The 25,077-nt window shown below is 67.4% G+C and carries 22 protein-coding genes and 1 tRNA gene; 13 read left to right on the top strand and 10 right to left on the bottom strand.

Annotation, left to right across the window (positions count from 1 at the left end; genetic code table 11):
* Positions 1 to 70 precede the first annotated feature (70 nt).
* The 3 genes from pyk (at position 71) to C7H75_RS13555 (ending at position 4,347) form a co-directional block, all read left to right on the top strand.
* Positions 71 to 1,489 (top strand): pyruvate kinase, encoded by a 1,419-nt coding sequence (gene pyk / locus C7H75_RS13565; RefSeq protein ID WP_013416172.1) that lies wholly within the window; start codon positions 71 to 73, stop codon positions 1,487 to 1,489.
* Positions 1,490 to 1,504: 15 nt separating this feature from the next.
* Entirely contained in the window at positions 1,505 to 2,401 is an 897-nt protein-coding gene (locus C7H75_RS13560) for an acyl-CoA thioesterase (protein WP_084848794.1), read from the top strand.
* 92 nt (positions 2,402 to 2,493) lie between these two features.
* Positions 2,494 to 4,347 carry an ABC transporter ATP-binding protein/permease gene (locus C7H75_RS13555; protein ID WP_106851459.1) on the top strand — a complete coding sequence of 618 codons (1,854 nt, stop codon included), beginning with the start codon at positions 2,494 to 2,496 and terminating at the stop codon, positions 4,345 to 4,347.
* A 69-nt stretch (positions 4,348 to 4,416) separates the two neighbouring features.
* On the opposite strand, the gene C7H75_RS13550 is transcribed toward C7H75_RS13555, so the two are convergent.
* From C7H75_RS13550 to C7H75_RS13535, 4 genes are all read right to left on the bottom strand, one after another.
* A complete protein-coding gene (locus tag C7H75_RS13550) occupies positions 4,417 to 4,743 on the bottom strand; it encodes a transglycosylase family protein (RefSeq protein ID WP_022596206.1) in 327 nt (108 codons plus the stop codon).
* A gap of 435 nt (positions 4,744 to 5,178) precedes the next feature.
* Positions 5,179 to 5,838, bottom strand: coding sequence for a cysteine hydrolase family protein (locus tag C7H75_RS13545; RefSeq protein WP_084848796.1), 660 nt, complete (start codon positions 5,836 to 5,838; stop codon positions 5,179 to 5,181).
* 93 nt (positions 5,839 to 5,931) lie between these two features.
* A complete protein-coding gene (locus C7H75_RS13540; protein ID WP_005512883.1) occupies positions 5,932 to 7,125 on the bottom strand; it encodes a lipid-transfer protein in 1,194 nt (397 codons plus the stop codon).
* Complete coding sequence (locus C7H75_RS13535; protein WP_005512885.1) at positions 7,122 to 7,574, bottom strand: Zn-ribbon domain-containing OB-fold protein; 453 nt, start codon at positions 7,572 to 7,574, stop codon at positions 7,122 to 7,124. Before C7H75_RS13535 ends, C7H75_RS13540 begins: the two co-directional genes overlap by 4 nt.
* Before the next feature lie 349 nt (positions 7,575 to 7,923).
* On the opposite strand from C7H75_RS13535, the gene C7H75_RS13530 reads away from it, so the two are divergent.
* Positions 7,924 to 8,823, top strand: a complete 900-nt coding sequence (locus tag C7H75_RS13530; protein WP_106852014.1) for an alpha/beta fold hydrolase — start codon at positions 7,924 to 7,926, stop codon at positions 8,821 to 8,823.
* A gap of 376 nt (positions 8,824 to 9,199) precedes the next feature.
* Here C7H75_RS13530 and C7H75_RS13525 read toward each other — a convergent pair.
* Positions 9,200 to 9,276 (bottom strand) — tRNA-Leu (locus tag C7H75_RS13525).
* 112 nt (positions 9,277 to 9,388) lie between these two features.
* Between C7H75_RS13525 and C7H75_RS13520 the strand changes: the two genes are divergently transcribed.
* Both C7H75_RS13520 and polA read left to right on the top strand, forming a co-directional pair.
* Entirely contained in the window at positions 9,389 to 10,009 is a 621-nt protein-coding gene (locus tag C7H75_RS13520; protein ID WP_022596204.1) for an ANTAR domain-containing response regulator, read from the top strand.
* 81 nt (positions 10,010 to 10,090) lie between these two features.
* Positions 10,091 to 12,829 carry a DNA polymerase I gene (gene polA, locus C7H75_RS13515; protein WP_084848797.1) on the top strand — a complete coding sequence of 913 codons (2,739 nt, stop codon included), beginning with the start codon at positions 10,091 to 10,093 and terminating at the stop codon, positions 12,827 to 12,829.
* Positions 12,830 to 12,899: 70 nt separating this feature from the next.
* Here polA and trxA read toward each other — a convergent pair whose 3' ends face one another.
* Together trxA and C7H75_RS13505 are read right to left on the bottom strand one after the other, a co-directional pair.
* Positions 12,900 to 13,265, bottom strand: coding sequence for a thioredoxin (gene trxA / locus C7H75_RS13510; RefSeq protein WP_013416164.1), 366 nt, complete (start codon positions 13,263 to 13,265; stop codon positions 12,900 to 12,902).
* A 137-nt stretch (positions 13,266 to 13,402) separates the two neighbouring features.
* The gene (locus C7H75_RS13505) at positions 13,403 to 13,930 is read right to left on the bottom strand and encodes a 2'-5' RNA ligase family protein (protein WP_005512893.1); all 528 of its coding nucleotides are present in this window, start codon (positions 13,928 to 13,930) and stop codon (positions 13,403 to 13,405) included.
* Positions 13,931 to 13,973: 43 nt separating this feature from the next.
* Here C7H75_RS13505 and C7H75_RS13500 point away from each other — a divergent pair, with 43 nt between their 5' ends.
* The 4 genes from C7H75_RS13500 (at position 13,974) to C7H75_RS13485 (ending at position 17,755) form a co-directional block, all read left to right on the top strand.
* Positions 13,974 to 15,047, top strand: a complete 1,074-nt coding sequence (locus C7H75_RS13500; protein WP_022596196.1) for an isocitrate/isopropylmalate dehydrogenase family protein — start codon at positions 13,974 to 13,976, stop codon at positions 15,045 to 15,047.
* A 109-nt stretch (positions 15,048 to 15,156) separates the two neighbouring features.
* On the top strand, positions 15,157 to 16,029 hold the full coding sequence (locus C7H75_RS13495; RefSeq protein ID WP_022596194.1) for an ABC transporter substrate-binding protein: 873 nt from the start codon (positions 15,157 to 15,159) through the stop codon (positions 16,027 to 16,029).
* 20 nt (positions 16,030 to 16,049) lie between these two features.
* Complete coding sequence (locus C7H75_RS13490) at positions 16,050 to 16,994, top strand: amino acid ABC transporter permease (protein WP_005512898.1); 945 nt, start codon at positions 16,050 to 16,052, stop codon at positions 16,992 to 16,994.
* Between the two features lie 8 nt (positions 16,995 to 17,002).
* Positions 17,003 to 17,755, top strand: coding sequence for an amino acid ABC transporter ATP-binding protein (locus C7H75_RS13485; RefSeq protein WP_022596191.1), 753 nt, complete (start codon positions 17,003 to 17,005; stop codon positions 17,753 to 17,755).
* Positions 17,756 to 17,758: 3 nt separating this feature from the next.
* Here C7H75_RS13485 and C7H75_RS13480 read toward each other — a convergent pair whose 3' ends face one another.
* The gene (locus C7H75_RS13480; protein ID WP_005512900.1) at positions 17,759 to 18,607 is read right to left on the bottom strand and encodes a class I SAM-dependent methyltransferase; all 849 of its coding nucleotides are present in this window, start codon (positions 18,605 to 18,607) and stop codon (positions 17,759 to 17,761) included.
* A 300-nt stretch (positions 18,608 to 18,907) separates the two neighbouring features.
* On the opposite strand from C7H75_RS13480, the gene rpsA reads away from it, so the two are divergent.
* Positions 18,908 to 20,380: a 30S ribosomal protein S1 gene (gene rpsA / locus C7H75_RS13475; RefSeq protein WP_013416161.1), complete on the top strand. Its 1,473-nt coding sequence runs from the start codon at positions 18,908 to 18,910 to the stop codon at positions 20,378 to 20,380.
* Positions 20,381 to 20,657: 277 nt separating this feature from the next.
* On the opposite strand, the gene C7H75_RS13470 is transcribed toward rpsA, so the two are convergent.
* On the bottom strand, positions 20,658 to 20,870 hold the full coding sequence (locus C7H75_RS13470) for a hypothetical protein (protein WP_022596185.1): 213 nt from the start codon (positions 20,868 to 20,870) through the stop codon (positions 20,658 to 20,660).
* A gap of 126 nt (positions 20,871 to 20,996) precedes the next feature.
* On the opposite strand from C7H75_RS13470, the gene coaE reads away from it, so the two are divergent.
* A complete protein-coding gene (coaE, locus tag C7H75_RS13465) occupies positions 20,997 to 22,220 on the top strand; it encodes a dephospho-CoA kinase (protein ID WP_201790123.1) in 1,224 nt (407 codons plus the stop codon).
* Between the two features lie 6 nt (positions 22,221 to 22,226).
* Here coaE and C7H75_RS13460 read toward each other — a convergent pair whose 3' ends face one another.
* Complete coding sequence (locus C7H75_RS13460) at positions 22,227 to 22,811, bottom strand: ribonuclease FAU-1 family protein (RefSeq protein WP_081205638.1); 585 nt, start codon at positions 22,809 to 22,811, stop codon at positions 22,227 to 22,229.
* A gap of 103 nt (positions 22,812 to 22,914) precedes the next feature.
* Between C7H75_RS13460 and uvrB the strand changes: the two genes are divergently transcribed.
* Positions 22,915 to 25,071 carry an excinuclease ABC subunit UvrB gene (uvrB, locus tag C7H75_RS13455; RefSeq protein ID WP_084925069.1) on the top strand — a complete coding sequence of 719 codons (2,157 nt, stop codon included), beginning with the start codon at positions 22,915 to 22,917 and terminating at the stop codon, positions 25,069 to 25,071.
* Positions 25,072 to 25,077 lie beyond the last annotated feature (6 nt).

Below are 25,077 nucleotides of genomic sequence, written 5' to 3'. Positions count from 1 at the left end.
CTCACTTCGGTGTTACCGAGCGTTCGCCCGCCGAATAGAGTTCGTTCCCCGGATTGACTAGGCTTTCCCCGTGACCCGACGCACGAAGATTGTCTGCACTCTTGGCCCTGCTACTGCATCCGGCGACCGCGTTCGCGAGCTCGTCGAGAGCGGAATGGATGTAGCCAGACTCAACTTCAGTCACGGTGAACATGCCGATCACCAGGACAATTACCGTCGTGTGCGGGCGGCGTCGGAAGCGACGGGCCGCGCGGTGGGCATCCTGGCCGATCTGCAGGGACCGAAGATTCGTCTCGGCCGGTTCGTCGAGGGCAAGACGCGGTGGGAGACGGGTGAACAGATCCGGATCACGGTCGAGGACTGTGAGGGAACCCACGATCGGGTGTCGACCACCTACAAGCAGCTCGCGCAGGACGCGCGGCCCGGTGACCGGTTGCTCGTCGACGACGGCAAGGTCGGGCTCGTCGTCGAGGCCGTCGACGGTGACGATGTGGTGTGTCGGGTGACCGAGGGCGGTCCGGTGAGCAACAACAAGGGTGTGTCGTTGCCCGGGATGAACGTGTCGGTGCCGGCGCTGTCGGAGAAGGACATCGAGGATCTCGAGTTCGCGCTCGGGCTGGGAGTCGACTTCATCGCGCTCTCGTTCGTGCGTTCGCCCGCCGATGTCGAACTGGTCCACGACGTGATGGATCGGGTCGGTCGCCGGGTGCCGGTGATCGCGAAGCTCGAAAAGCCCGAGGCGATCGAGAACCTCGAGGCCGTGGTCCTGGCGTTCGACGCGGTCATGGTCGCCCGTGGTGATCTGGGTGTGGAACTGCCGCTCGAGCAGGTGCCGCTGGTGCAGAAGCGGGCGATCCAGATCGCTCGTGAGAACGCCAAGCCGGTGATCGTGGCGACGCAGATGCTCGAATCGATGATCGAGAACTCGAGGCCCACCCGTGCGGAGGCGTCGGACGTCGCGAACGCCGTCCTCGACGGCGCCGACGCTGTGATGCTCTCCGGTGAGACGTCGGTCGGTAAGTACGTGATGGAGACCGTGCAGACGATGGCGCGGATCCTCGAGGCGGTCGAGACCGATCCCGCGCGCGTGCCGCCGCTCACTCACGTCCCGCGGACCAAGCGTGGTGTCATCTCCTACGGGGCTCGTGACATCGGTGAGCGGCTCGATGCGAAGGCGTTGGTGGCGTTCACCCAGTCCGGGGACACGGTCCGCCGGCTCGCTCGGCTGCATTCGCCGCTGCCGTTGCTGGCGTTCACGCCGCTCGAGTCGGTGCGCTGCCAGCTGGCGCTGTCGTGGGGTACCGAGACGTTCATCGTGGACCCGGTCGACTCGACGGACCAGATGTTCACGCAGGTCGACCACGCGCTGCTCTCCCTCGGCCGCTACAACAAGGGCGACCTCGTGGTCATCGTGGCCGGCTCCCCGCCGGGCACAGTAGGCTCGACCAACCTGATCCACGTGCACCGGATCGGGGAGGAAGACCACTAGCAAGGGGACGCGCACGTGAACGAAGTGGGGGCAGCGTTACGACCGACGCGCTCGGCCGATCTGGAGACGCTGCTGGTCCTCCTCGATCTCGAACAGATCGGGGAGGACACCTACCTCGGACGGCATCCCGAGCAGGTCGCCAGCCGGACGTTCGGCGGGCAGTTGGTCTCCCAGGCACTGGTGGCCGCGGGGCGCACGGTCGATGCCGGACGTCCCGTGCACGCCGTCAACGCCCACTTCATCCGCGGCGGCGACGTCAAGGCCCCGATCGAGTACCGCGTCGAGCGGCACCGCGACGGGCGGGCGTTCGCGAACCGTCAGGTGACCGCATACCAAGACGGGAACGTGGTTTTCTCGATGTTCGCGGCGTTCCAGGACTGGGGTGCCGGGCTCGAGCACAGTGTCGCGATCCCCGATGTCGACGGCCCGGAGCAACTTCCTTCGCTCGGTGATCACCTGGCCGGCTACGAAGACCGCCTCCCGACGTTCGTGGGCGCGCTCAAACCGATCGAGATGCGCTACGCGAACGATCCTGCCTGGGTCCTCAAGGGCTCCGGTGAACGCCTCGAGCACAATCGGGTCTGGATGCGCACCGACGGACAGCTCGGGGACGATCCCGGGATGCATGCCGCCGCCCTCGCGTACTCGTCGGACACCACCGTCCTGGACTCGGTGCTCACCACCCACGGGCTGTCCTGGGGGCTCGACCGGATCGTCGCCGCGACCGTCAATCACTCGATCTGGTTCCATCGTCCGTTCCGGTTCGACGAGTGGGCGCTCTACGCGACGGAGTCTCCGGTCGCGGCCGGATCGCGTGGTCTCGCAACCGGTCGGTTCTTCACGCGCAAGGGCGAATTGATCGCAACGGTGGTGCAGGAAGGCGTCATTCGGCACTTTCCGGCCCGGCGCTGAGCCTGTTCGGCCATGACGGTCCGTGGCCCCGCCGCGGTGGCTAGAATTCTGGTTCTCTGATCACGGCACGCCATCGGTGATGGGGGAGCCCCATGCGAGACGAACCGATCGACTGGAGCCACGAGGCCGTGGCCAGTCTGTTGTGGACCTCCCGAGCATTCCTGATCGCGCTGGTTTGTTTCGTCGTGATCGGTGCGGTGCTGGCCCGGCGCACCGAGTGGGGGCGCCAATTCTGGCGAATCACCGGGCCCTACTTCTCCAGTCGCGACAGCTGGCGGCCGTGGGCGCTGATCCTGGCGCTGTTGTTTCTGACGATTCTCGGTGTGCGGATCCTGGTCCTGCTCTCGTATCAGGGCAACGAGATGTACACCTCACTGCAACTGGTGGCGCAGGCGCTCGAGGCCGGTGACGCCGCGGCACTCGACGGTGCGAAGTCGATGTTCTGGCGTTCGATCGTGGTTTTCGCTGTGCTGGCCACCGTGCACGTGGTGCGGTCGCTACTGGCGCAGTACACCGGCCAGGCGCTCGAGATCTTGTGGCGCACGTGGCTCACCGACCGGGTCACGACCGACTGGCTCGACGGGCGAGCGTACTACCGAGGAAGATTCATCGACGGTTCGATCGACAACCCGGACCAGCGGATCGAGTCCGACATCACCGAAGTCGCGACGACGTCGCAGACGCTGTCGATGGGTTTGGTCAGTTCGGTGGTGTCGGTGGTGTCGTTCACCGGGATCCTGTGGGACCTGTCGGGGCCGATGAGTGTGTTCGGCGTGGAGATTCCGCGCGCGATGGTGCTCCTCGTCTACGTCGACATCCTCACGGCCACGGCGATCGCGTTCTGGATCGGCCGACCGCTGATCGGCCTGAGCTTCCTGAAGGAACGCCTGACGGCCAACTTCCGCTACGCACTCGTGCGTCTGCGCGACAGCGCGGAGAACGTCGCGTTCTATCGCGGTGAGGAAGTCGAAAGACAGGGCCTGCTCGGACGATTCGCCGCCGTCATCGCGAACGCGTGGCAGATCGTGTTCCGGACACTGAAGTTCAATGGATTCAATCTGGGCGTCAGCCAGGTTGCCGTCGTCTTCCCGATCGTGATCCAGGCACCGAGGTTCTTCGCCGGCACCATCACGCTCGGCGACATCACCCAGAGCGCGCAGGCATTCGGCCAATTGTCCGATGCGCTGTCGTTCTTCCGGCAGTCCTATGACCAGTTCGCGGTATACCGCGCCAGTCTGATTCGTCTCGACGGGCTGCTGAGCGCCGACGAACGTTCCCGGCAGTTGCCCTCGATCCGGACCGAGGGTCGGGACCGGGTGGTGGACCTGGACAAGGTATCCGTGCGCACCCCGGACGGCAGACTGCTGATCGACACACTCGATCTGCGCCTCCTCCCCGGGGAAGCCCTACTGGTGAAGGGATCGTCGGGGAGTGGCAAGACGACGCTGCTCCGTACGCTCGCGGAGATGTGGCCGTTCGCCGCCGGCAGCGTGGCCCGGCCGGTGGGACCCGACGCACTCTTCCTGTCACAGCTACCGTATCTGCCGTTGGGGGATCTCCGGAGCGCCGTGGCGTATCCGGGCCACGTGCAGGACCTTTCCGACGACCGGATCGCCGCGGCGCTGCGCGACGTCCACCTGGGGAACCTCGTCGGACGACTCGACGAGCGCGCCGACTGGGCGAAGACCCTGTCCCCGGGGGAGCAGCAGCGCATCGCGTTCGCGCGCGTCCTGCTGATCAGGCCGCAGGTGGTGTTCCTGGACGAGGCCACGTCGGCCGTGGACGAGGGACTCGAATACTCTCTCTACCAAATGATTCGGGATCGAGTCCCCGACAGCATCCTGTTCAGTGTCAGCCACCGGAGCACGGTCGACCAGCACCACACCCGCCAGCTCGAACTGCTCGGGGGCGGGCCCTGGCGCCTGTCCGCGGTCAGCGTCGGCTGAGGCATCCCCACCGGAAGGGACCGTTCGTGCGCCCCGGGCGCACGAACGGCCCCTTCGCTCAGGTGTGCATCACAGGTACTGTCCGCACGACGGCCACGCTCCCGGGCCCGACGAGGCCAGCACACCCTCGGCGACCCGAATCTGTTCCTCGCGGGAATTGTTGTGCGGCAGACCGGAACCACCGTGAGCGCTCCAGGTGCCGGCGCTGAACTGCAGGCCACCGTAGTAGCCGTTTCCGGTGTTCGCGGACCAGTTTCCGCCGCTTTCGCACTGCGCCACGGCATCCCAGTCGCCGGAGGCGGCGTGGGCCGTCCCGGTGCTGACGACGAGGGGCGCGGCGACGGCCGCGGTGGAGGCGGCGAGGCCGCCGAGCAAGCGTGTGATGGACTTCGGCATCGATGGTGTCCTCTCCGTACTGATGGTGAGGGTTCCGGCCGGCGCCGCACGAAGGGCGCCGACGGTGCGATCCCTCACGTCTGCCCTGGAGGTTGCCATTCCGATCCGGCGGGCAGTCCGACGGTGAAAGCGGATCGGCGGCGGGCTCTTTCGGTTCGAGCCGTGATCGACGCTAGGTGGGACTCTCCGTCACGTCACGGGTCTGTTTTCTGGTACGCATGTGCGTGTTCGGGGCGAGACTTCCACAGTCGGCCCAGGTGGGCGGGTGAAAACCGGCGGTCAGGCGGGGGCGCATTCGAGTACGGAATGTGACCAGGGTCACTGCCTGAAGGTGTCCCAGGTCACATTCGCTAGCCGCGCGAAACGCCCTCGTGACCCGATAGCGTGCGTCGGTCACGAACGGCACATGCGCCGCGACCCGAGCAAAATTGCTGGTCAGAAGGCTGACCGGAGCGCACCGCCGACTTCTGCTGCGGTCATGGGCACGACGCCGATGGACCGTGCGTCGGCCAGACGCTCGTCGCTCACCTGTGACGTCGCGTCGGTCACGAGCACTGTCCGCAGGTCGCGGCTGCTCGCGTCGAACAGGGTGGCCCGCGGGCAGTTCGGCAGGTTGCACCCCGCGACGACGATGGTGTCGACGCCCGCTCCTGCGAGATGGGCTTCGAGCCCTGTGCGGTGGAAGGCGCTCCAGCGTGGTTTCCACAGCGCGGCCTCCGCGTCGCCGAACGGCTGCAATTCACCACGCAGGAGAATGTCCGGATCGAGTTCAGGGGCTCCGGGCGGGAGCAGCTGGGGTGGGATTCGGGACCCCTCGGTGCCGGGGCGGACGATGCGGGCGTCGTCGCGCGTGACGGCGGTACGACGGACCGGATCCACGTCGTCGCCGTCGTAGATCCGGACCACGTGCACGATCGGCCGGTGCGCACGGCGGAAGGCCCCCACCAGCTCGACCAGCCGGGGAAGTACCGCCGTGGTGCCCGGCACCGGCAGCGGTCCGCCGTCGAGGAAGTCGTTCTGCACGTCGATGACGAGCAGTGCCGACGAGTCCAGGTGGGGCCGCACGTGCTCGTCGATGGCATCGAGGTCGGTCATCACTCGAACCTAGCTGGTGCACAGGGGCTTCGGGAAGAAGGAAGAGCTCCCGTCCGCGAGGGCGGGAGCTCTTCGAGACGACTTCTCCGAGGGTCAGGCCGAGACGATCACCGACGAGCCGTGGCCGAACAGGCCCTGGTTGGCGGTGATGCCGACGCGGGCACCCTCGACCTGGCGGCCCTCGGCCTGTCCGCGCAGCTGCCACGTGAGCTCGCAGACCTGGGCCAGTGCCTGGGCGGGGACCGCCTCACCGAAGCATGCAAGGCCGCCGGACGGATTGACCGGGATGCGGCCACCGATCGTCGTGTCGCCGGCGCGCAGCAGGTGCTCGGCCTCGCCGCGCTTGCACAGGCCCAGGTCCTCGATCCAGTCGAGTTCGACGGACGTGGCGAGGTCGTAGACCTCGGCGACGTCGACGTCCTCGGGCGAGATGCCGGCCTCCTCGTAGGCGGCGTCTCCGATCGACTCCTTGAACGTGCGCTCCGGCGCGGGGACCGCGGACGCCGACTCCGTGGAGAAGTTCGGCATGTCCATGATCGTCTGCGGGAACGTGGGCGTGACCGTCGAAATCGCCTTGATACGAACAGGATCGACGATGCCCTTCTTGCGGGCGTACTCCATCGACGTCAGGATGATCGCCGCACCGCCGTCGGAGGTGGCGCAGATGTCGAGCAGGTGCAGTGGATCCGCCACCATCGGCGACGCGAGAACGTCGGCGGCGGCCACCTCCTTGCGGTAACGCGCGTACGGGTTGTTCAGGCCGTGCTTGGAGTTCTTGACCTTGACGGCCGCGAAGTCCTCGACGGTGGCGCCGTACAGGTCGATGCGACGGCGGGCGTTGAGCGCGAAGTAGCCGGGATTCGTCATGCCCATCAGGCGGAAGCGCAGCCAGTCCGGATCGTCCCAGCGCTCACCGGCGTTGGGAGCCAGGAAGCCCTTGGGGGTGGTGTCGGCGCCGACGACCAGGGCCACATCGGACAGGCCGGCGAGGATGCGCGCACGAGCCGTGTCCAGGGCCTGTGCACCCGTGGCGCACGCCGCGTACGACGTCGCGACGCGGGCGCCGTTCCAGCCGAGGGCCTGTGCGAAGGTGGCACCCGCGACGTAGCCGCCGTAGCCGTTGCGGACCGTCTCACCGCCGACGATCAGGTCGACGTCCTTCCAGTCGACTCCGGAGTCGGCGAGCGCGGCGCGGGCCGCGGCGACGCCGTACTTGACGAACGAGTGGCCCCACTTGCCCCACGCGTGCATGCCGACGCCGAGGACGGCCACATCGTTGTTGCTCATGCCTGTGCCCCGTTCTCTGCTGCCGCGAGCGGCTTCCAACGCCAGATGCTGCGGTCGCCCGACTCGTCCGTGTAGAGGGTCTCGACGACCAGCTCCACCGGGTTGCCCACCTTGAGGTCCGCGACGCCGAAGCCGTCGGCCACCTGGCCGAGGACGACGAGACCCTCGGGCAGTTCGACGGCGGCGAGCGCGAACGGCACGTACGGATCCGTCGTGGGGATGTACGGGGCCGGCGGCTTGTACTGCGCGTCGGTGTACGACCACACCTTGCCGAAGCGGGACAGCTCGACGTCGTCGAACTCCTCGCCGGAGCACGCCGGGTTCTTGCAGAAGGTGGTCTCCCGCGGGAACGAGATCGTGCCGCAGGACCGGCACTTGGTGCCGATCAGGGCCGGCTCCGGCCCGGTGGTGAACCAGCCTTCGACGGCCGGTGTGGCGGTGTCGCTCATGCAAACCTCATCTGCTTGTCGAGCCTGATCGGCCGGTCGAGTGGGTGACCGGCAAGAGAACGGGTTGCAGTATGGCATGAGTTAACTGATTCCCGACGTGCGATCCCATCCACCGGACGGCGGTGCGGCCTCGTGCCCGGCGGCGGGCCGCGGAACATGTCGAACGTCCGGCCAGCGGGACCGGGCGTGAGGAGTGACGCCCCCTGCGAAGAAGACCAAACGACCGAAACGGACGACACGGGCCTACCTGGAGGAAGGCCGAAAACGGCGGGTCCGGGCCGTGCCGGTGAACACGCGTCGAATCCCGGCGGTGAAGTCCGTCACTGTCGGGCGACCGACCGTTATCGTGATGGCGACTCGTCGGAGGTGCGTTGTGCCCAGAGTGACTGTCAGGCCCGAGGATCGGGTGATCAGTCTGCGTGACGGTCGGTCGATGGGATTCGCCGACTACGGTCCCGCAGACGGCTTCGTCGTGGTCAATGCCCACGGCGGACTGTCCTGCCGACTCGACATCCGAGCCGCCGCCCCGGTCGCCGAGGCGGCCGGGATCCGGCTCATCTCACCGGATCGCCCCGGGATCGGGCTGTCCGATCCGAGCCCCGGACGGACAGTGCTCGACTGGGCGTCCGACGTCGAACAACTGGCCGATCAGCTCGGCGTCGAGAGGATGGGCGTGCTCGGGTGGTCCATGGGCGGGCAGTATGCGGCCGCGCTCGGATACGCGTTGTCGTCCCGCATCAGTCGGATTGCGATCGTGGCGGGCGCACTGCCGCTGACCGAGGCGGGGACGTTCGCGCGGTTGCCCCGGATCGATCGGCTGTTCACGCGGATGTCGGTGGGTTGTCCGGGGCTCGCGGAGGCGTCCTTCCGCGGTCTGTCGGTGCTCGCCCGAGCGATGCCGCGGCAGTTCGCGCGGATCTCGTCGCGCACGCTCGCCCCCGCCGACGCGGAGTTGGTCGACAGCGAACCGAGGGTGTTCGCGGCCATGATCGACGAGGGGCTCAGGAATCCGGCGGGCGTCGTCGAGGAATACCGGGCGTGGATGCGGCCGTGGGGCTTCGAGCCGGAGGATCTCGAGGTGCCGGTCGACGTATGGTGGGGCGACGCGGACCAGTTGATTCCGCGGGAATGGCCGGCCGAACTCGCGACGCGAATCCCGAAGTCCACGTTGAACATCGGGACGGGCGGCCACTTCATGGCGCACCTGCACTACCGGGCCATCCTCGACTCGCTCGCGGACGTCGCCTGAGGCGGAGAGCGTCGCGCCGGTCACTCGGGCCCGCCGGACACCGGTCGTCGATACGGGACTTCCTCCGGGAAATTGGTGGTCGAGGCCCGCACGTCGAGCGCGGTTACGAGTGCGTCGAGGCCCCGCGCGGCATTTTCACCATCGATTTCACACTTGTACGTAGTGGGCGCACCCGCAGAGTTGTGGCACTCTGGAGTTGCTCCTTTTGGTAGGGGAGACCGAGAAGGCCCCGGGATCGCGAGATCTCGGGGCCTTACTCGTAGGAATCACTCGTGGGAGTCGTCGATCGGAATCGTCGATCGGAATCGTCGATCGACATCGTTCCCGGCGACACGCCGAGGTAGCCGAATGGTCCCGTCGAATTCCGGAAGTTGTGTGGTGCCCTCGGTGAGACTCGAACTCACACTGCACGGGTTTTGAATCCGTTTCCTCTGCCAATTGGGATACGAGGGCGTCCTGCGGGTTCCTACTCTAGAAGATCACGGAGCACAGTCAAACCACCGGTACCCTCGAAGCGTTCGCGCCCCGATTCGGCGGGCGCCGACCCCCGAGGAGACAGGTGACCATGAACGCTCCCGCCGCGCAGGGCACGGAACGACGGCCGCGGCGCGTGGTGGTGGCGGAAGACGAGGTCCTGATCAGGCTCGACCTGGTCGAGATGCTCCGCGAGGAGGGCTACGACGTCGTCGGTGAGGCCGGCGACGGCCAGCGCGCTGTGGAGTTGGCGGAAGAACTCCGTCCGGACCTGGTGATCATGGACGTCAAGATGCCCCGACGCGACGGCATCGACGCCGCCTCCGAGATCGCCGCGAAGCGCATCGCGCCCGTGGTGATCCTCACCGCATTCAGCCAGCGCGAACTGGTGGAGCGGGCCCGAGACGCCGGTGCGATGGCGTACCTCGTCAAGCCGTTCTCGAAGTCGGATCTGGTGCCGGCAGTCGAGCTGGCGGCAAGCCGCTTCGTCGAGATCTCGCTGCTCGAGCGGGAGGTCGCGAACCTGTCCGATCGACTCGAGACGCGCAAGGTCATCGAACGTGCCAAGGGAATGCTGATGCAGTCACAGAACCTGTCGGAGCCCGAGGCGTTCAAGTGGATCCAGCGGGCCGCGATGGATCGCCGGACGACCATGAAGGCCGTCGCCGAGGTGGTCCTCGACACTCTCGGCGGAGGCAGTTCCCCCGCCTGAGCGGGTTTGCGGGGGTTCCGGTCGGCGACGCGCGGGGACGACGGGCCGTGGTGTCGGCCCTCCTCCCTAGACTGGTCAACCGTGAGCCCCGCAACCACGTCCTCGTCCACCACTCCCGCTACCGCCGACGCGTCCGGTTCCGACCGCCCGACGTTGATGCTCCTCGACGGGCACTCGCTGGCGTACCGCGCGTTCTTCGCCCTGCCGGCCGAGAACTTCAAGACGCAGAGCGGTCAGGCCACCAACGCGGTCTACGGGTTCACGTCCATGCTCATCAATCTTCTGCGCGACGAGCAGCCCACGCACGTGGCCGCCGCATTCGACGTCTCCCGGCAGACGTTCCGCGCCGAGGCGTTCCCGGAGTACAAGGCCAATCGCAGCAAGACCCCGGACGAGTTCAAGGGGCAGGTCGAGATCACCAAGGACGTCCTCGCGGCGATGGGCATCCCGGTGATGGCGATCGAGGGATTCGAGGCCGACGACGTCATCGCCACCCTCACCACGCAGGCCACGGCGCTCGGTTACCGGGTGCTGGTCGTGACGGGCGACCGCGATTCGCTGCAGTTGGTCACCGACGACGTCACGGTGCTCTACCCCCGCAAGGGTGTCTCGGATCTGACGCGCTTCACTCCGGCGGCGGTCGAGGAGAAGTACGGCCTCACCCCGCAGCAGTACCCCGACTACGCGGCGCTGCGCGGCGACCCGAGCGACAACCTGCCCGGCATTCCCGGTGTCGGGGAGAAGACCGCGGCCAAGTGGATTCGTGAGTACGGCTCCCTCGAGAACCTCGTCAACGACGTCGACAAGGTGCGCGGCAAGGTGGGGGATGCATTGCGCGCCAACGTCAACAGCGTGCTCCTCAATCGGCACCTCACCGAGATGGTGCGCGACGTCGCGGTGCCGTACACGCCGGACCAGTTGGCGCTCGCCCCGTGGGACCGCGAGCGTATCCACGCGCTGTTCGACGACCTCGAGTTCAAGGTGCTGCGCGACCGGTTGTTCGCGACCCTCAGTTCCACCGAACCCGAGGCCGAGGAAGGCTTCGAGGTCAGCGGACGGGCTCTCGCGCCGGGCGAGGTCGCGGCGTGGATCGCCGAACATGCGTCCACCGGGGAGCGGCACGGGCTCTCCGTCGTCGGCACCACCACTCCCTACGGCGGTGACGTGACCGCCGTCGCGATCGCGGCGCCCGACGGCGAGGGGGCCTACATCTCGACCACGACGGCGACGCCGGAGGACGAGGCGGCACTCGCGGACTGGCTTGCGGATGCCGGCCGGCCCAAGGCGCTGCACGAGGCGAAGCGGGCGACGCATGCGCTGCGCGGACGCGGCTGGACGTTGGCGGGTCTCACCAGCGACACCGCACTCGCCGCGTACCTCGTGCGTCCCGGCCAGCGGAGCTTCAACCTCGATGATCTGTCGCTGCGCTACCTCAAGCGCGAGCTTCGGGTGGAAGAGTCCGGCCAGCAACAGCTTTCGCTCCTCGACGACGAGGATGCGGCCGACGCGGAGGCGGCCGAGGGTGAGATCCTGCGTTCGCGGGCGGTACTCGATCTCGCCGCGGCGCTCGACACCGAACTCGCCGACATCGAGGCCACCGGCCTGCTCGCGGACATGGAACTGCCGCTGCTCGAGGTGCTCGCCAACCTCGAGTCGACGGGCATCGCGGTCGACACCACGCATCTGCACGACCTGCAGTCGGCGTTCGCCGCGCGCGTCGCCGAGGCGGCCGAGGCTGCCTACGCGGTGATCGGCAAGCAGATCAACCTGGGTTCGCCGAAACAGTTGCAGGTGGTGCTGTTCGACGAACTCGACATGCCGAAGACCAAGAAGACGAAGACTGGATACACCACCGACGCGGATGCGTTGCAGTCCCTGTTCGAGAAGACGCAGCACCCGTTCCTCGAGCACCTTCTCGAGCACCGCGACGCGACGCGGCTCAAGGTGACGGTCGACGGTCTGCTCAAGACGGTGGCCGAGGACGGACGGATCCACACCACGTTCAACCAGACCGTGGCGGCGACCGGACGACTGTCGTCGACCGAGCCGAACTTGCAGAACATTCCGGTTCGCACCGACGCGGGCCGTCAGATTCGCGACGGGTTCGTCGTCGGCGAGGGCTACGAGACGCTGCTGACCGCCGACTACAGCCAGATCGAGATGCGCATCATGGCGCACCTGTCCGGTGACGCGGGCCTGATCGAGGCGTTCATCACCGGCGAGGATCTGCACAGCTTCGTCGGCTCGCGCGCGTTCGGTGTACCGATCGAGGAGGTCACGCCGGAACTGCGGCGCCGCGTGAAGGCGATGTCGTACGGTCTCGCCTACGGGCTGAGCGCGTTCGGGTTGGCGGCGCAGCTGAAGATCTCCACCGAGGAAGCCCGTCAGCAGATGGACGCGTACTTCGCACGCTTCGGCGGGGTCCGCGACTACCTCCACGAGGTCGTCGAGCAGGCCCGCAAGGTGGGTTACACCGAGACCCTGTTCGGCCGTCGGCGTTACCTGCCGGACCTCAACAGCGACAACCGTCAGCGTCGGGAAGTGGCCGAGCGCGCGGCTCTCAACGCGCCCATCCAGGGCACCGCTGCCGACATCATCAAGGTCGCGATGATCGACGTCCAGCGCGCACTCCGCGAGGCCGGGCTGGCGTCGCGGATGCTCCTGCAGGTACATGACGAACTCGTCCTCGAGGTCGCCGCGGGCGAGCGTGAGCGGGTCGAGCAGCTGGTTCGCGAGAAGATGGCGGCGGCGATCGATCTGTCGGTGCCGCTCGAGGTGTCGGTGGGCACGGGACGCAGCTGGGACGCCGCGGCGCACTGACCGTGCAGGGAAACGCCGGGCGCACCCGATCGGTGCGCCCGGCGTTTCCGTCTCTCGTGGCGTGCCGGGGTCAGTTCCCCGTCTGCGATGCGATCTCCGCGCGGACCGCGTCCATGTCGAGCGCCTTGACCTGGGTGATCAGGTCTTCGAGCGCGGCCGGCGGCAGCGCACCCGCCTGGTTGAACACGAGCACGCCCTCGCGGAACGCCATGATCGTGGGAATCGAGCGGATCCCGGCGCCGGCGGCGAACTCCTGCTCGGCCTCGGTGTCCATCTTGCCGTGCACGACGTCGGGGTGCTTCTCCGACGACGCATCGAACGTCGGCGCGAAGTTGCGGCACGGGCCGCACCACGACGCCCAGAAGTCGACGAGCACGATGTCGTTGTCCTCGACGGTCTGCTTGAAGTTCTGCTGGGTGAGGGTCTGGGTAGCCACGAAGGGTCCTTTCGGGGGAGTCGTCATCGATATCCGCTGACTCGGGATATCCGCTGATTGGCCGGTACAACGCTCCGTCGGCCCGAATTCTTCCGGATCGCGGAACACGCCCGGCCGCCGCGGTTTGTTTCCACTGCTCAAGGGTGACGTGTGATTCGCCACTCACGTTTGTCGTCGGAGTCCCACCGCCGGATTCCCGCCGAGGTGCCGACCACGTCGCGACTACCGGCACGCGTGACGACGACGGCGGTACCGAGATCGGTGGACTGGATGCGGCGCGACAGCGTGACGTGCGGCGTCCACTCGCCGGGCACGATGTGCGGGGGCACCCCTTCGCAGTCCGCGATCAGCTCGTAGACGATCCGCTGCAGTGTGAGGAGTTCCGTGGTCGGGACCACCAGCCGCGCCAACGTGAGCCGCCGGCCACCGAACACCACGACGCCGCCGAGCCGGATCGGGAGTGGGGCCGACGGAAGTTCCCGCACCAGCGCGTCCTCGATGTCGTCGGGGATATGGCTGGCCACCCCCATCGTGACGTGCGGCCGGTTCGACTCCGCGGTGATGCGGTCCTGGCTGGGCAGGCGCGCGGACGAGAGCCGGCGCCATTCGGCACGCACGGTTGCGTCGATGTCGGGGTCGAGCAGCAACTCCACGGACTGGACCATCGTGAGTAATGATTGTCGCGTGGGGAGCGTCAGCACAGGAGATTTGCGGAATCTGCGTCTCGGTTCGTTGCAGGGCGACGGCATCGGACGGGAGATCGTGCCCGCCGCCCGGGACGTCGTGGACGCCGCGATGTCGGCCGCAGGGCTTCCGGAGGTGGAGTGGGTGCCACTGCCGATCGGGCTCGACGCGATCGAGTCGCACGGGTCACCGATGCCGGAGAGCACCCTCGTCGCCCTGGCCGAACTCGACTCGTGGATCCTCGGCCCGCACGACAGCGCGTCCTATCCGGACCCGTTCCAGATGCAGCTGACCCCGGGCGGCACGATCCGCAAGCGCTTCGACCTGTACGCCAACATCCGGCCGGCGCGGGCCCTGCCCGGCGTACGCGCGGTATCGCCGCGCATGGATCTGGTCATCGTCCGGGAGAACACCGAGGGCTTCTACGCCGACCGCAACATGTTCGTGGGCAGCGGTGAGTTCATGCCTACTCCCGACGTGGCGATGGCCGTCGGTGTGGTGACACGACAGGCGTGTGAACGCATCGCCCACACCGCCTTCGGGCTCGCGATGCGCCGGCGCAAGCGGGTCACCGTGGTGCACAAGGCGAACGTGCTGGCCACCACCACCGGTCTGTTCCGCGACGTGTGCCGAGACGTCGCCGCGCACTATCCGGACGTCCGCCTGGACGACGAGCACGTCGACGCGATGGCCGCATACCTGGTGCGGCGCGGGGAGGACTACGACGTCGTCGTCACCGAGAACATGTTCGGCGACATCCTGTCCGATCTCGCCGCCGAGTTGTCCGGATCACTCGGGACCGCCGCCTCGATCAACGCGTCCGAGACGAAGGCGATGGCGCAGGCCGCGCACGGTGCGGCCCCGGACATCTCGGGCCGCAACCGCGCGAACCCCGTCGCGCTCTTCCTGTCGGCCGCGATGCTTCTCGACTGGATCTCGGCTCGCCGCAGCGAACCGGCGTTCGCCGCCGCGGCCGAGCGCATCCGTAGTGCCGTCGAGCGAACCGTGGAGTCGGGCGTCGCCACTGCCGACCTCGGTGGGCTGGCGTCGACCAGCGAGTTCACCGAGACCGTGATCGCCCGGGTGTTCCGGCGGTGATCGCGGACCGCGTTCGCTACCTGCACCGCTCAGGCAGTAGTGTGTCCCGGGTTCGCCGGTCGGGAAACGGAGGTTCGAGGCGCGCGTGTTCGCTCGATTCGCAAGGTGCGTGACCGCTGCCGTCGCGACATCCGTCTTGGCCTTCGGGGCCGTGGGATGTGTCACGAACGACGAGGGGTTGGTTCCGGTCCTGCCGGACATCGACGTGCAACGGGTCGCCGCGATCGCCGACCAGTTGCCCCCGGACGTCGCAGCCTCCGGCGAGCTTCGTATCGGCACGAATCCGCCCTATGCCCCCAACGAGTTCAAGGACGAGTCGGGAGCGATCGTGGGCTTCGACGTGGACCTGATGGAGGCAGTGGGCGCGGTCCTCGGCCTGACGCTCGACCTCAAGCAGACCGATTTCGACAAGATCATCCCGGCCGTCCAGGCCGGGACCCTCGACCTCGGTATGTCGTCGTTCACCGACACCCTCGAGCGTGAGAAGAGTGTCGACTTCGTCACCTACTACAGCGCCGGAGTGCAGTGGGCGCAGCGGGCGGGCGACGACATCGACCCGGACGATGCGTGCGGCCTGCGCGTCGGGGTGCAGACCACCACGATCGAGGACATCGACGAGGTGCCCGCGAAGAGCGCGGCGTGCGTCGCGGCCGGGAAGCCCCCGATCCGCAAGATCAAGTACGACAGCCAGGACGACGTGGCGAACGCCCTCATCCTCGGGCGGGTGGACGCGCTGTCGGCCGATTCGCCGGTGACCGCGTACGCGATCAAGCGCAGTGACGGCCGCATGGTGCCCGCGGGCGGTGTGTACGACGCCAGTCCGTACGGATGGGTGGTCGCGAAGGGTTCGCCGCTCGCCCCGGTGCTGCAGCAGGCGGTCCAGTACCTCATCGACGGCGGTCAGTATCAGGCCATCGCCGAAGCATGGGGTGTCGAGGCGGGGATGATCGACACATCGGTCGTCAACGGCGCAACGAACTGAACACAGGAGAGAACACAGTAATGCCAGCCAACGAGAGCCGACCACCGGACGCAGTGGTCGCCTCCGAGCCGGAACCCATCAAGGCGGTCCCGTTGCGGCACCCCGGCCGCTGGGTCGCGGCGGTCGTCGTGCTGGCGCTGTTCGGCCTGTTCGTCTACGGCGCCGCGACCAACGAGGCCTTCCACTGGGACGTGTACGGGCAGTATCTGTTCGACAAGCGCATCACCGCCGCCGCATGGAAGACCATCCAGTTGACGGTTCTGGCCATGGTGATCGCCATCGTGCTCGGGGTGGTCCTGGCCGTCATGCGCCTGTCGCCCAACCCGGTCCTGCGTTCCGCGGCGTGGGTCTACCTGTGGGTGTTCCGCGGAACCCCGGTGTACGTCCAGTTGGTGTTCTGGGGCCTGTTCCCGTCGATCTACAAGACGATCGACGTGGGCATCCCGTTCGGGCCCCAGTTCGCGCACTTCGACATCCAGGCGCTCGAAGCGGCCTTCCTGTTCGCGGTCATAGGCCTGGCGCTCAACGAGGCGGCGTACATGGCCGAGATCGTTCGAGCGGGTGTGGGCTCGGTGAGTGAAGGCCAGACCGAGGCGTCCACCGCTCTGGGCATGTCGTGGGCGCAGACCATGCGGCGCACGGTGCTTCCGCAGGCGATGCGGGTCATCATCCCCCCGACCGGCAACGAGCTGATCAGCATGCTCAAGACCACGTCGTTGGTCGCCGCGGTGCCGTACAGCCTGGAGTTGTACGGCCGGGCCCGCGACATCTCCGGCGCCAACTTCTACCCGGTGCCGCTCCTGCTCGTGGCCTCCACGTGGTACCTGGCGATCACCAGCATCCTGATGGTCGGTCAGTACTACATCGAGCGCCACTACTCGAAGGGCGCTTCACGCACCCTCACCGCCGGGCAGCTGCAGGCGCTCGCCAAGGCCCAGCGCCGCGACGAAGGGGGAGCGGTGTGACCACCCCAATGGTCCGCGCCGACCGAGTCTGCAAGAACTACGGCGCGCTACAGGTGCTCCGCGGCATCACACTCGAGATCCCGCGCGGCCAGGTGCTGTGCCTGATCGGTCCGTCCGGCTCCGGCAAGTCGACCTTTCTGCGCTGCATCAACCACCTCGAACGAGTGGACGCCGGCCGCCTGTACGTCGACGGTGAACTCGTCGGCTACGCGGAGCGCGGCGGCAAACTGCACGAACTGAGCCCGCGGGCGGCGGCGAAGCAGCGCCGCGACATCGGCATGGTCTTCCAGCACTTCAATCTCTTCCCGCACCGCACGGTCCTGGACAACATCGTCGAGGCGCCGGTCCTGGTGAAGAAGGTGCCTCGCGCGAAGGCCGTCGCGCAGGCCCGGGAACTGCTCGACCGGGTGGGTCTGTCGTCGAAGGCCGACGCCTATCCCGTGCAGCTGTCCGGCGGTCAGCAACAGCGCGTCGCGATCGCGCGCGCCCTCGCGATGGAACCGAAACTGATGCTGTTCGACGAGCCGACGTCGGCCCTCGACCCCGAACTGGTCGGCGAGGTGCTCGGTGTCATGAAGGAGCTCGCCAGGGACGGCATGACGATGGTCGTCGTCACCCACGAGATGGGCTTCGCCCGCGAGGTGGCCGACCAACTCGTGTTCATGGACGGCGGAGTGGTCGTCGAAGCCGGCAACCCCCGGGAGCTGCTGGCCAACCCGCGGCAGGAGCGGACCAGGGCTTTCCTGTCGAAGCTGCTGTGAGGATCAGGCCGGCTTGCGGGTGACGAAGATGGCGGTGCCCGGGAACAACTGACCCCGCAGCGGACTCCACTGTCCCCACTCGCGGTCGAGCCACTCCGGCCACTCGGGCTCGACGATGTCGCGCACCTCGAGACCGGCCGCGACCGCCTCTCGCACGCGGTCCCCGATGGTGCGGTGGTGCTCTACGTACGTCGGGACGCCGTCGTCGTCGACTTCGACGTACGGCGTCCGGTCGAAGTAGGGGAGCGTCGCGGTGAGACCGCGCGGGCCGGGATCGTCGGGGAAGATCCACCGGATCGGGTGGTTGACCGCGAAGATCCACAGACCGCCCGGGCGCAGGACGCGCGCCACCTCCGCCATCACCCGGGCCGAATCCGCGACGAACGGAACCGCACCGAAAGCCGAACAGGCGGCGTCGAAGCTCTCGTCACGGAACGGGAGCGTCTCGGCGCCGGCCTGGACGAGGGGGACTCGCGAACCGGCCTCGTCCATCGCGGCCACCCCACGGGCCAGCATCCCCATCGACAGATCGAGACCGACGACGTCGGCGCCCTGGGACGCGAGCCATCGGGCACACGGTGCAGATCCGCAGCCCACTTCGAGGATGCGCTTGCCGGCGACGTCGCCGAGGAGGTGCACGTCGCCCTCGTGGAGGCCCTCCGGGCACCACACGAATTCGCCGGCGCTCGAGTCGACACCGAGGAACTCGCCGTGCGTGCGGTGGTAGTCGTCGGCGTCGGCGTCCCACCACGCGCGGCTCGCGCGTTCGCTGGCGTCCGAACCGATGCGGGTGCGGGCGACCCCGCTGGTCCCGAGGGTGGAGATGGCGGCGGCGTGACGATCGTCGGACATGGAGGTCAAGCCTAGATGTCGCGCAGGGATGGTTGTCTGCCCGCCCGTCGGCGGTCGCGGCCGGGCCGGTGACGGCAGGGTTTGCCCAGCTAGCCGTAGGTCGCGTACCCTGTTGCTCGCGAGTGTCTTCGGTGCGGATCGCCACCGGCCGAAGTTTGGTCGGCGGAGTCGTCGGAAGACCTCGTGGTGGACCGGAAGATCGGTCGGATCCGGCATTACGTCGGAACGTACGGCATCCCGATCCGCCTGTCTGACAAACACCATCAACCGACTAACAACCCGTCCGGAGCAACTCAACACATGCCCTCCAACACCGTGACCTCGCCGCAGGTAGCCGTCAACGACATCGGCTCCGCCGAGGACTTCCTCGCCGCCATCGACGCCACGATCAAGTACTTCAACGATGGCGACATCGTCGAAGGCACGATCGTCAAGGTCGATCGCGACGAGGTCCTTCTCGACATCGGTTACAAGACCGAAGGCGTCATCCCTTCCCGTGAGCTCTCCATCAAGCACGACGTCGACCCCAACGAGGTCGTCTCCGTGGGCGATGAGGTAGAAGCCCTGGTCCTCACCAAGGAGGACAAGGAAGGCCGTCTGATCCTGTCGAAGAAGCGCGCTCAGTACGAGCGTGCCTGGGGCACCATCGAGGAGCTCAAGGAGAAGGACGAGGCCGTCAAGGGCACCGTCATCGAGGTCGTCAAGGGTGGCCTCATCCTCGACATCGGCCTGCGTGGCTTCCTTCCCGCTTCGCTCGTCGAGATGCGTCGCGTCCGCGACCTCCAGCCGTACGTCGGCAAGGAGATCGAGGCCAAGATCATCGAACTCGACAAGAACCGCAACAACGTGGTCCTGTCGCGTCGTGCATGGCTCGAGCAGACCCAGTCCGAGGTCCGCAGCGAGTTCCTGCACCAGCTGCAGAAGGGCCAGGTCCGCAAGGGCGTCGTGTCCTCGATCGTCAACTTCGGTGCGTTCGTCGATCTCGGCGGCGTCGACGGTCTGGTCCACGTCTCCGAGCTCTCCTGGAAGCACATCGATCACCCGTCCGAGGTCGTCGAGGTCGGCAACGAGGTCACCGTCGAGGTTCTCGACGTCGACCTGGACCGCGAGCGTGTCTCCCTGTCGCTGAAGGCGACGCAGGAGGACCCGTGGCGTCAGTTCGCCCGCACCCACGCGATCGGCCAGATCGTTCCGGGCAAGGTCACCAAGCTGGTTCCGTTCGGCGCGTTCGTCCGCGTCGAGGAGGGCATCGAGGGCCTGGTGCACATCTCCGAGCTGGCCGAGCGCCACGTGGAGGTTCCGGACCAGGTTGTGGGCGTCGGCGACGATGCGCTCGTCAAGGTCATCGACATCGACCTGGAGCGCCGCCGCATCTCGCTGTCGCTGAAGCAGGCGAACGAGGACTACAACGCCGAGTTCGATCCGTCCAAGTACGGCATGGCCGACTCGTACGACGAGCAGGGCAACTACATCTTCCCCGAGGGCTTCGATCCCGAGACCAACGAATGGCTCGAGGGCTTCGACAAGCAGCGTGAGGAGTGGGAGTCCCGCTACGCCGAGGCGGAGCGTCGCCACAAGATGCACACCGCTCAGATGGAGAAGATGGCTGCCGACGAGGCTGCCGAGGCTGCGGCCGGCGCTTCGGGCACCAACTACTCCTCGGAGTCGGGCTCGGACGAGGGCGCTGCCGCGTCCACCGAGTCCGCCGGTGGCTCGCTGGCGAGCGACGCACAGCTCGCTGCACTGCGCGAGAAGCTGTCGGGCAACGCCTGATAGCGCTGGCCTGAGCATTCAGGCCTGATCGACCGGAAGACCCCGACCCTGACTCTCAGGGTCGGGGTCTTCTGTCTTTTCGTCCCCACCTTTGTCCGTCCCCCCCCTCCGCGTTTTGCGCACTTATCGCGCCGACACGCCGGCCCCTGCGCGCGATAAGTGCGCAAAACGCGGGTCCGGAGAGGGCGGGGGGAACCGGGCAGGGATGACGGGGGAGAGACGACTGTGGCCCGATCCCGGCGGGGATCGGGCCACAGTGCGTGTCCTGTGCGGGTGGTCAGCCCGCCGCGGCAGGCACCCATCGGGTGGGCATGGTCGCCGTGCGCTTCTTGATGGTCGCGAAGCTGTGGCGAGCGGGGCTCAGGATACTGGTGAACCAGTTGCGACGGTGCTCTGCGAGCGCCGTGGCCACCTCGGGGATGAGGATGGCGTGAATGCCGTTCTCCATGCCGAGACGGTGCCGACCGGGACGGGTGGGATGGCTGCTCATGCGCTTCTCCTACTCGATTCAATCGGCTGTTCGTACGGTCTCCGAAAGGGTATCTGACCAGGTCGAAGAACCCCGTCATTTGGTGCGTAGATGATCTTCGGCGTGTTTGGTGAGAGACTGGTCGGCGTGTTGAGAGTGGGCCTCACAGGAGGCATCGGAGCCGGCAAGTCGACTGTGTCGAAGGTCCTCGCGGAATTGGGTGCGGTGATCGTCGACGCCGACCTGATCGCCCGCGAGGTCGTCGAGCCGGGCACCCCGGGGCTCGCGGCCCTGGTCGACGCGTTCGGCGACTCGATCCTGCACGACGACGGTTCGCTGAACCGTCCGGCGTTGGCGGAGAAGGCATTCGGCAGCGACGACTCGCGGATGCTGCTCAACTCGATCCTGCATCCGCTCATCGGGGCGCGCACCACGGAACTCGTCGAGGGTGCCCCCGCCGACGGAATCGTCGTGCAGGACATTCCGCTGCTCGTCGAGGGCCGCATGGGCCCCGCGTTCAATCTCGTCCTCGTCGTGTACGTCGACGAGGAGGAACGAGTCCGACGTCTCGTCGAACTGCGCGGCATGCCGGAGACGGACGCCCGGGCACGGATTGCGGCGCAGGCCACCGACGCGCAGCGCCGCGAGGCCGCCGACGTCCTGCTCGACAACAGCGGTACTCCCGACATGGTCGGGGAGCAGGTCCGCGCGCTGTTCACTGATCGCCTGGTCCCCTTCGAGGCCAATCTGCGAACCGGGACGGCGGTGTCGGTGCCACCGGTCGTGCGCCCGGCGGATCCGGACTGGGCGGCGCAGGGCCGGCGGCTGGTCGAGCGACTGCGACTGGTGTGCGGAGACCTGGCCACGCGGATCGATCACGTCGGGTCCACGGCGGTTCCGGGTCTGGATGCCCGCGACCTCGTCGACGTCCAGATCACGGTGAAGGACCTGGCGGCCGCGGATGCACTGGCCGGACCGCTCGCCGCAGCGGGGTTCCCGCGCATACCGGACGACGATCGGGACCTGCCGAAGCCGACCTACGGTGTCGGGGGCGAGGCGGATCCCGGGCTGTGGGACAAGCGCACGCACGGCGGCGCCGACCCCGGACGGCCGGTGCACATCAGCATCCGTGTCGCGGGGTGGCCCGGTCAGCAGTTCGCACTGCTCCTGCGCGACTGGCTGAGTGCGGACGTGGACGCGCGTGCCGAGTTCCTCGAGGTCAAGCAGGCCGCGTCCGCCACGGCCGCCGAGAACACGCACGAGGCCGACGCCGACGTCGCGTACGCCGAAGCGGTCGCGCCCTGGTTCGACCAGGGGTATCAGCGAGCCTGGGCCTGGGCGGAGGCAACGGGTTGGACGCCCGGCGATTGACGAGCGTCAGCGCCAGCTGATCGGCATGCCCTTCGACGCGAGCCACGCGTCCAGGTCGTGGCCGTGGGCAGCGATCCCGTCGACTGCGGCCACCGCACGCTGCACCGCGCGGCCGGCGGTGCGCGGGGAGATGTATCCGTGCGCGGTTGCCGAGATCAACTCGTCGACGTCGAGGAGCTCGGTTTCGCGCCCCGTCCGGACGACGAGATCCAGGTAGTGGTCCTCCGATTTCCACACGTCCGGTCCGCGCGTGAAGTCGCCGATGTCGATGTAGTGGTCCTGATCGCGATCGTGGTACGGATGGAAATGGAAGATCGACGCGCGGATTCCCAGGTCCGGGATGATCCAGGACTCCAGGTAGTGGAACTGCGGGTGGTCCGCTGTGCGCGCCATGTACAGGCCCCACGGCTCGAGCCGGTAGTGGTCCACCGGCCGGACGAATCCCTTGGGATCGGTGTTGGTGCACTCGGTGAGGTTGAAGTACTCGATCTTGGGCCGGTGTGCCGGAGCCAGGTCGACCGTGGGTACGTAGACGGCTGCGGGGGCTGCGGGCGGCGTGGCCGCAGCGAGGCCCGGTTCGACGTTCTCCATAAAGCAAGAAAGTACCGGCAAACGTGGCGCCGGGCAGCGGCGATCGACCGGGCCTCGGACAGCGTTATCAGAACTTGTCGGAACCGGCGCATACCCTGGGGACATGGCGTTCGCATCCGAGCACCCCGTGGTTGCCCATTCCGAGTTCCGACCGGTCAGCGAGATCGAGCGGTCCGACGCGCGTTTCCATGTCGTCAGCGAGTACGAGCCTGCCGGTGACCAGCCGCAGGCCATCGACGAGCTGGAGAGGCGGCTCCGAGAGGGCGAGAAGGACGTCGTCCTGCTCGGTGCTACCGGCACCGGTAAGTCGGCGACGACGGCTTGGCTGATCGAGCGGGTCCAGCGGCCCACTCTCGTGATGGCGCCGAACAAGACTCTCGCCGCGCAGCTCGCCAACGAACTGCGGGAGATGCTGCCGAACAATGCCGTCGAGTACTTCGTCTCGTACTACGACTACTACCAACCCGAGGCGTACATCGCGCAGACGGACACCTACATCGAGAAGGACTCGTCCATCAACGACGACGTCGAACGGCTCCGCCACTCGGCCACCTCGAGTCTGCTGTCCCGACGGGACGTCGTCGTGGTCGCGTCGGTGTCGTGCATCTACGGTCTCGGCACCCCGCAGTCGTATCTGGATCGGTCGATCCAGCTCGAGGTGGGCGTGGAGGTCGACCGGGACGCTCTGCTCCGGCTCCTCGTCGATGTCCAGTACAACCGCAACGACATGGCGTTCACCCGCGGATCGTTCCGCGTCCGCGGCGACACCGTGGAGATCATTCCCTCGTACGAGGAACTTGCCGTGCGGATCGAGTTCTTCGGCGACGAGGTCGAGGCGCTGTACTACCTCCACCCTCTCACCGGGGACGTCGTGCGCCAGGTCGACACCGTGCGGATCTTCCCGGCGACGCACTACGTGGCCGGGCCGGAGCGGATGGAACGCGCGGTCCAGGACATCGAGGCGGAGCTCGAGGAACGCCTCGCCGACCTGGAGAACCGCGGCAAGCTGCTCGAGGCGCAGCGCTTGCGGATGCGGACGCAGTACGACCTCGAGATGATCAAGCAGGTCGGATTCTGTTCCGGCATCGAGAACTACTCGCGGCACATCGACGGTCGCCCGGCAGGTTCGGCTCCCGCCACGCTGATCGACTACTTCCCGGAGGACTTCCTCCTGGTCATCGACGAGTCGCACGTGACGGTGCCCCAGATCGGTGCGATGTACGAGGGCGACATGTCCCGGAAGCGGAATCTCGTCGAGTTCGGCTTCCGGCTCCCGTCGGCGACTGACAACCGGCCGTTGACCTGGGAAGAGTTCGCCGGCCGGATCGGTCAGACCGTGTACCTGTCGGCCACACCGGGCGCGTACGAGCTCGGCCAGGCCGGCGGTGAGTTCGTCGAACAGGTGATCCGCCCCACCGGTCTGGTCGACCCAGAGGTGGTCGTGAAGCCGACCAAGGGACAGATCGACGACCTCGTGCACGAGATCCGCGAGCGTTCCGAGCGCGACGAGCGCGTGCTGGTCACGACGCTCACCAAGAAGATGGCCGAAGACCTGACCGACTATCTGCTCGAGCTCGGTATCCGGGTGCGATACCTGCACTCCGACATCGACACCCTCCGACGCGTCGAGCTGCTGCGACAGCTCCGGCTCGGGGAGTACGACGTCCTCGTGGGCATCAACCTGCTCCGCGAGGGTCTCGACCTGCCGGAGGTTTCGCTGGTCGCGATTCTGGACGCCGACAAGGAGGGCTTCCTGCGTAGCACTACCAGTCTCATCCAGACCATCGGACGCGCGGCCCGCAACGTGTCCGGGCAGGTGCACATGTACGCCGACAAGATCACCGACTCGATGCAACGAGCCATCGAGGAGACCGAGCGTCGGCGCGAGAAGCAGATCGCCTACAACCTCGAGAAGGGCGTCGATCCGCAGCCGCTGCGGAAGAAGATCGCCGACATCCTCGACCAGGTGTACGAGGAGGCCGAGGACACCGAGGTCGGCGTCGGCGGTTCCGGTCGCAACGCCAGTCGCGGGCGGCGGGCGCAGGGCGAGGCCGGTCGTGCCGTCAGCGCCGGCATCTACGAGGGTCGTGACGTGAAGTCCATGCCGCGAGCCGAGTTGGCGGATCTCGTCAAGGAGCTCACCGATCAGATGATGAACGCCGCACGCGATCTCCAATTCGAGCTGGCCGGCCGGTTGCGGGACGAAATCGCGGACCTGAAGAAGGAGTTGCGCGGGATGGACGCGGCGGGCCTGAAGTAGAGGTCA

Origin of the sequence: Rhodococcus (subgen. Prescottella) equi (assembly GCF_003013675.1) — a bacterium.
Taxonomy (GTDB): domain Bacteria; phylum Actinomycetota; class Actinomycetes; order Mycobacteriales; family Mycobacteriaceae; genus Prescottella; species Prescottella equi.
This window is presented reverse-complemented; position numbering and strand designations above follow the sequence as displayed.

Excerpts from the sequence above, each read along its gene's own strand:
- C7H75_RS13555 (WP_106851459.1), top strand. The coding sequence starts at position 2,494 with ATGCGAGACGAACCGATCGACTGGAGCCACGAGGCCGTGGCCAGTCTG.
- C7H75_RS13540 (WP_005512883.1), bottom strand. The coding sequence starts at position 7,125 with ATGAGCAACAACGATGTGGCCGTCCTCGGCGTCGGCATGCACGCGTGG.
- C7H75_RS13505 (WP_005512893.1), bottom strand. The coding sequence starts at position 13,930 with ATGGTCCAGTCCGTGGAGTTGCTGCTCGACCCCGACATCGACGCAACC.
- C7H75_RS13485 (WP_022596191.1), top strand. The coding sequence starts at position 17,003 with ATGGTCCGCGCCGACCGAGTCTGCAAGAACTACGGCGCGCTACAGGTG.
- C7H75_RS13490 (WP_005512898.1), top strand. The coding sequence starts at position 16,050 with ATGCCAGCCAACGAGAGCCGACCACCGGACGCAGTGGTCGCCTCCGAG.
- C7H75_RS13545 (WP_084848796.1), bottom strand. The coding sequence starts at position 5,838 with ATGACCGACCTCGATGCCATCGACGAGCACGTGCGGCCCCACCTGGAC.
- C7H75_RS13535 (WP_005512885.1), bottom strand. The coding sequence starts at position 7,574 with ATGAGCGACACCGCCACACCGGCCGTCGAAGGCTGGTTCACCACCGGG.
- rpsA (WP_013416161.1), top strand. The coding sequence starts at position 18,908 with ATGCCCTCCAACACCGTGACCTCGCCGCAGGTAGCCGTCAACGACATC.
- C7H75_RS13480 (WP_005512900.1), bottom strand. The coding sequence starts at position 18,607 with ATGTCCGACGATCGTCACGCCGCCGCCATCTCCACCCTCGGGACCAGC.
- C7H75_RS13530 (WP_106852014.1), top strand. The coding sequence starts at position 7,924 with ATGGCGACTCGTCGGAGGTGCGTTGTGCCCAGAGTGACTGTCAGGCCC.
- C7H75_RS13520 (WP_022596204.1), top strand. The coding sequence starts at position 9,389 with ATGAACGCTCCCGCCGCGCAGGGCACGGAACGACGGCCGCGGCGCGTG.
- C7H75_RS13470 (WP_022596185.1), bottom strand. The coding sequence starts at position 20,870 with ATGAGCAGCCATCCCACCCGTCCCGGTCGGCACCGTCTCGGCATGGAG.
- uvrB (WP_084925069.1), top strand. The coding sequence starts at position 22,915 with ATGGCGTTCGCATCCGAGCACCCCGTGGTTGCCCATTCCGAGTTCCGA.
- C7H75_RS13550 (WP_022596206.1), bottom strand. The coding sequence starts at position 4,743 with ATGCCGAAGTCCATCACACGCTTGCTCGGCGGCCTCGCCGCCTCCACC.
- C7H75_RS13460 (WP_081205638.1), bottom strand. The coding sequence starts at position 22,811 with ATGGAGAACGTCGAACCGGGCCTCGCTGCGGCCACGCCGCCCGCAGCC.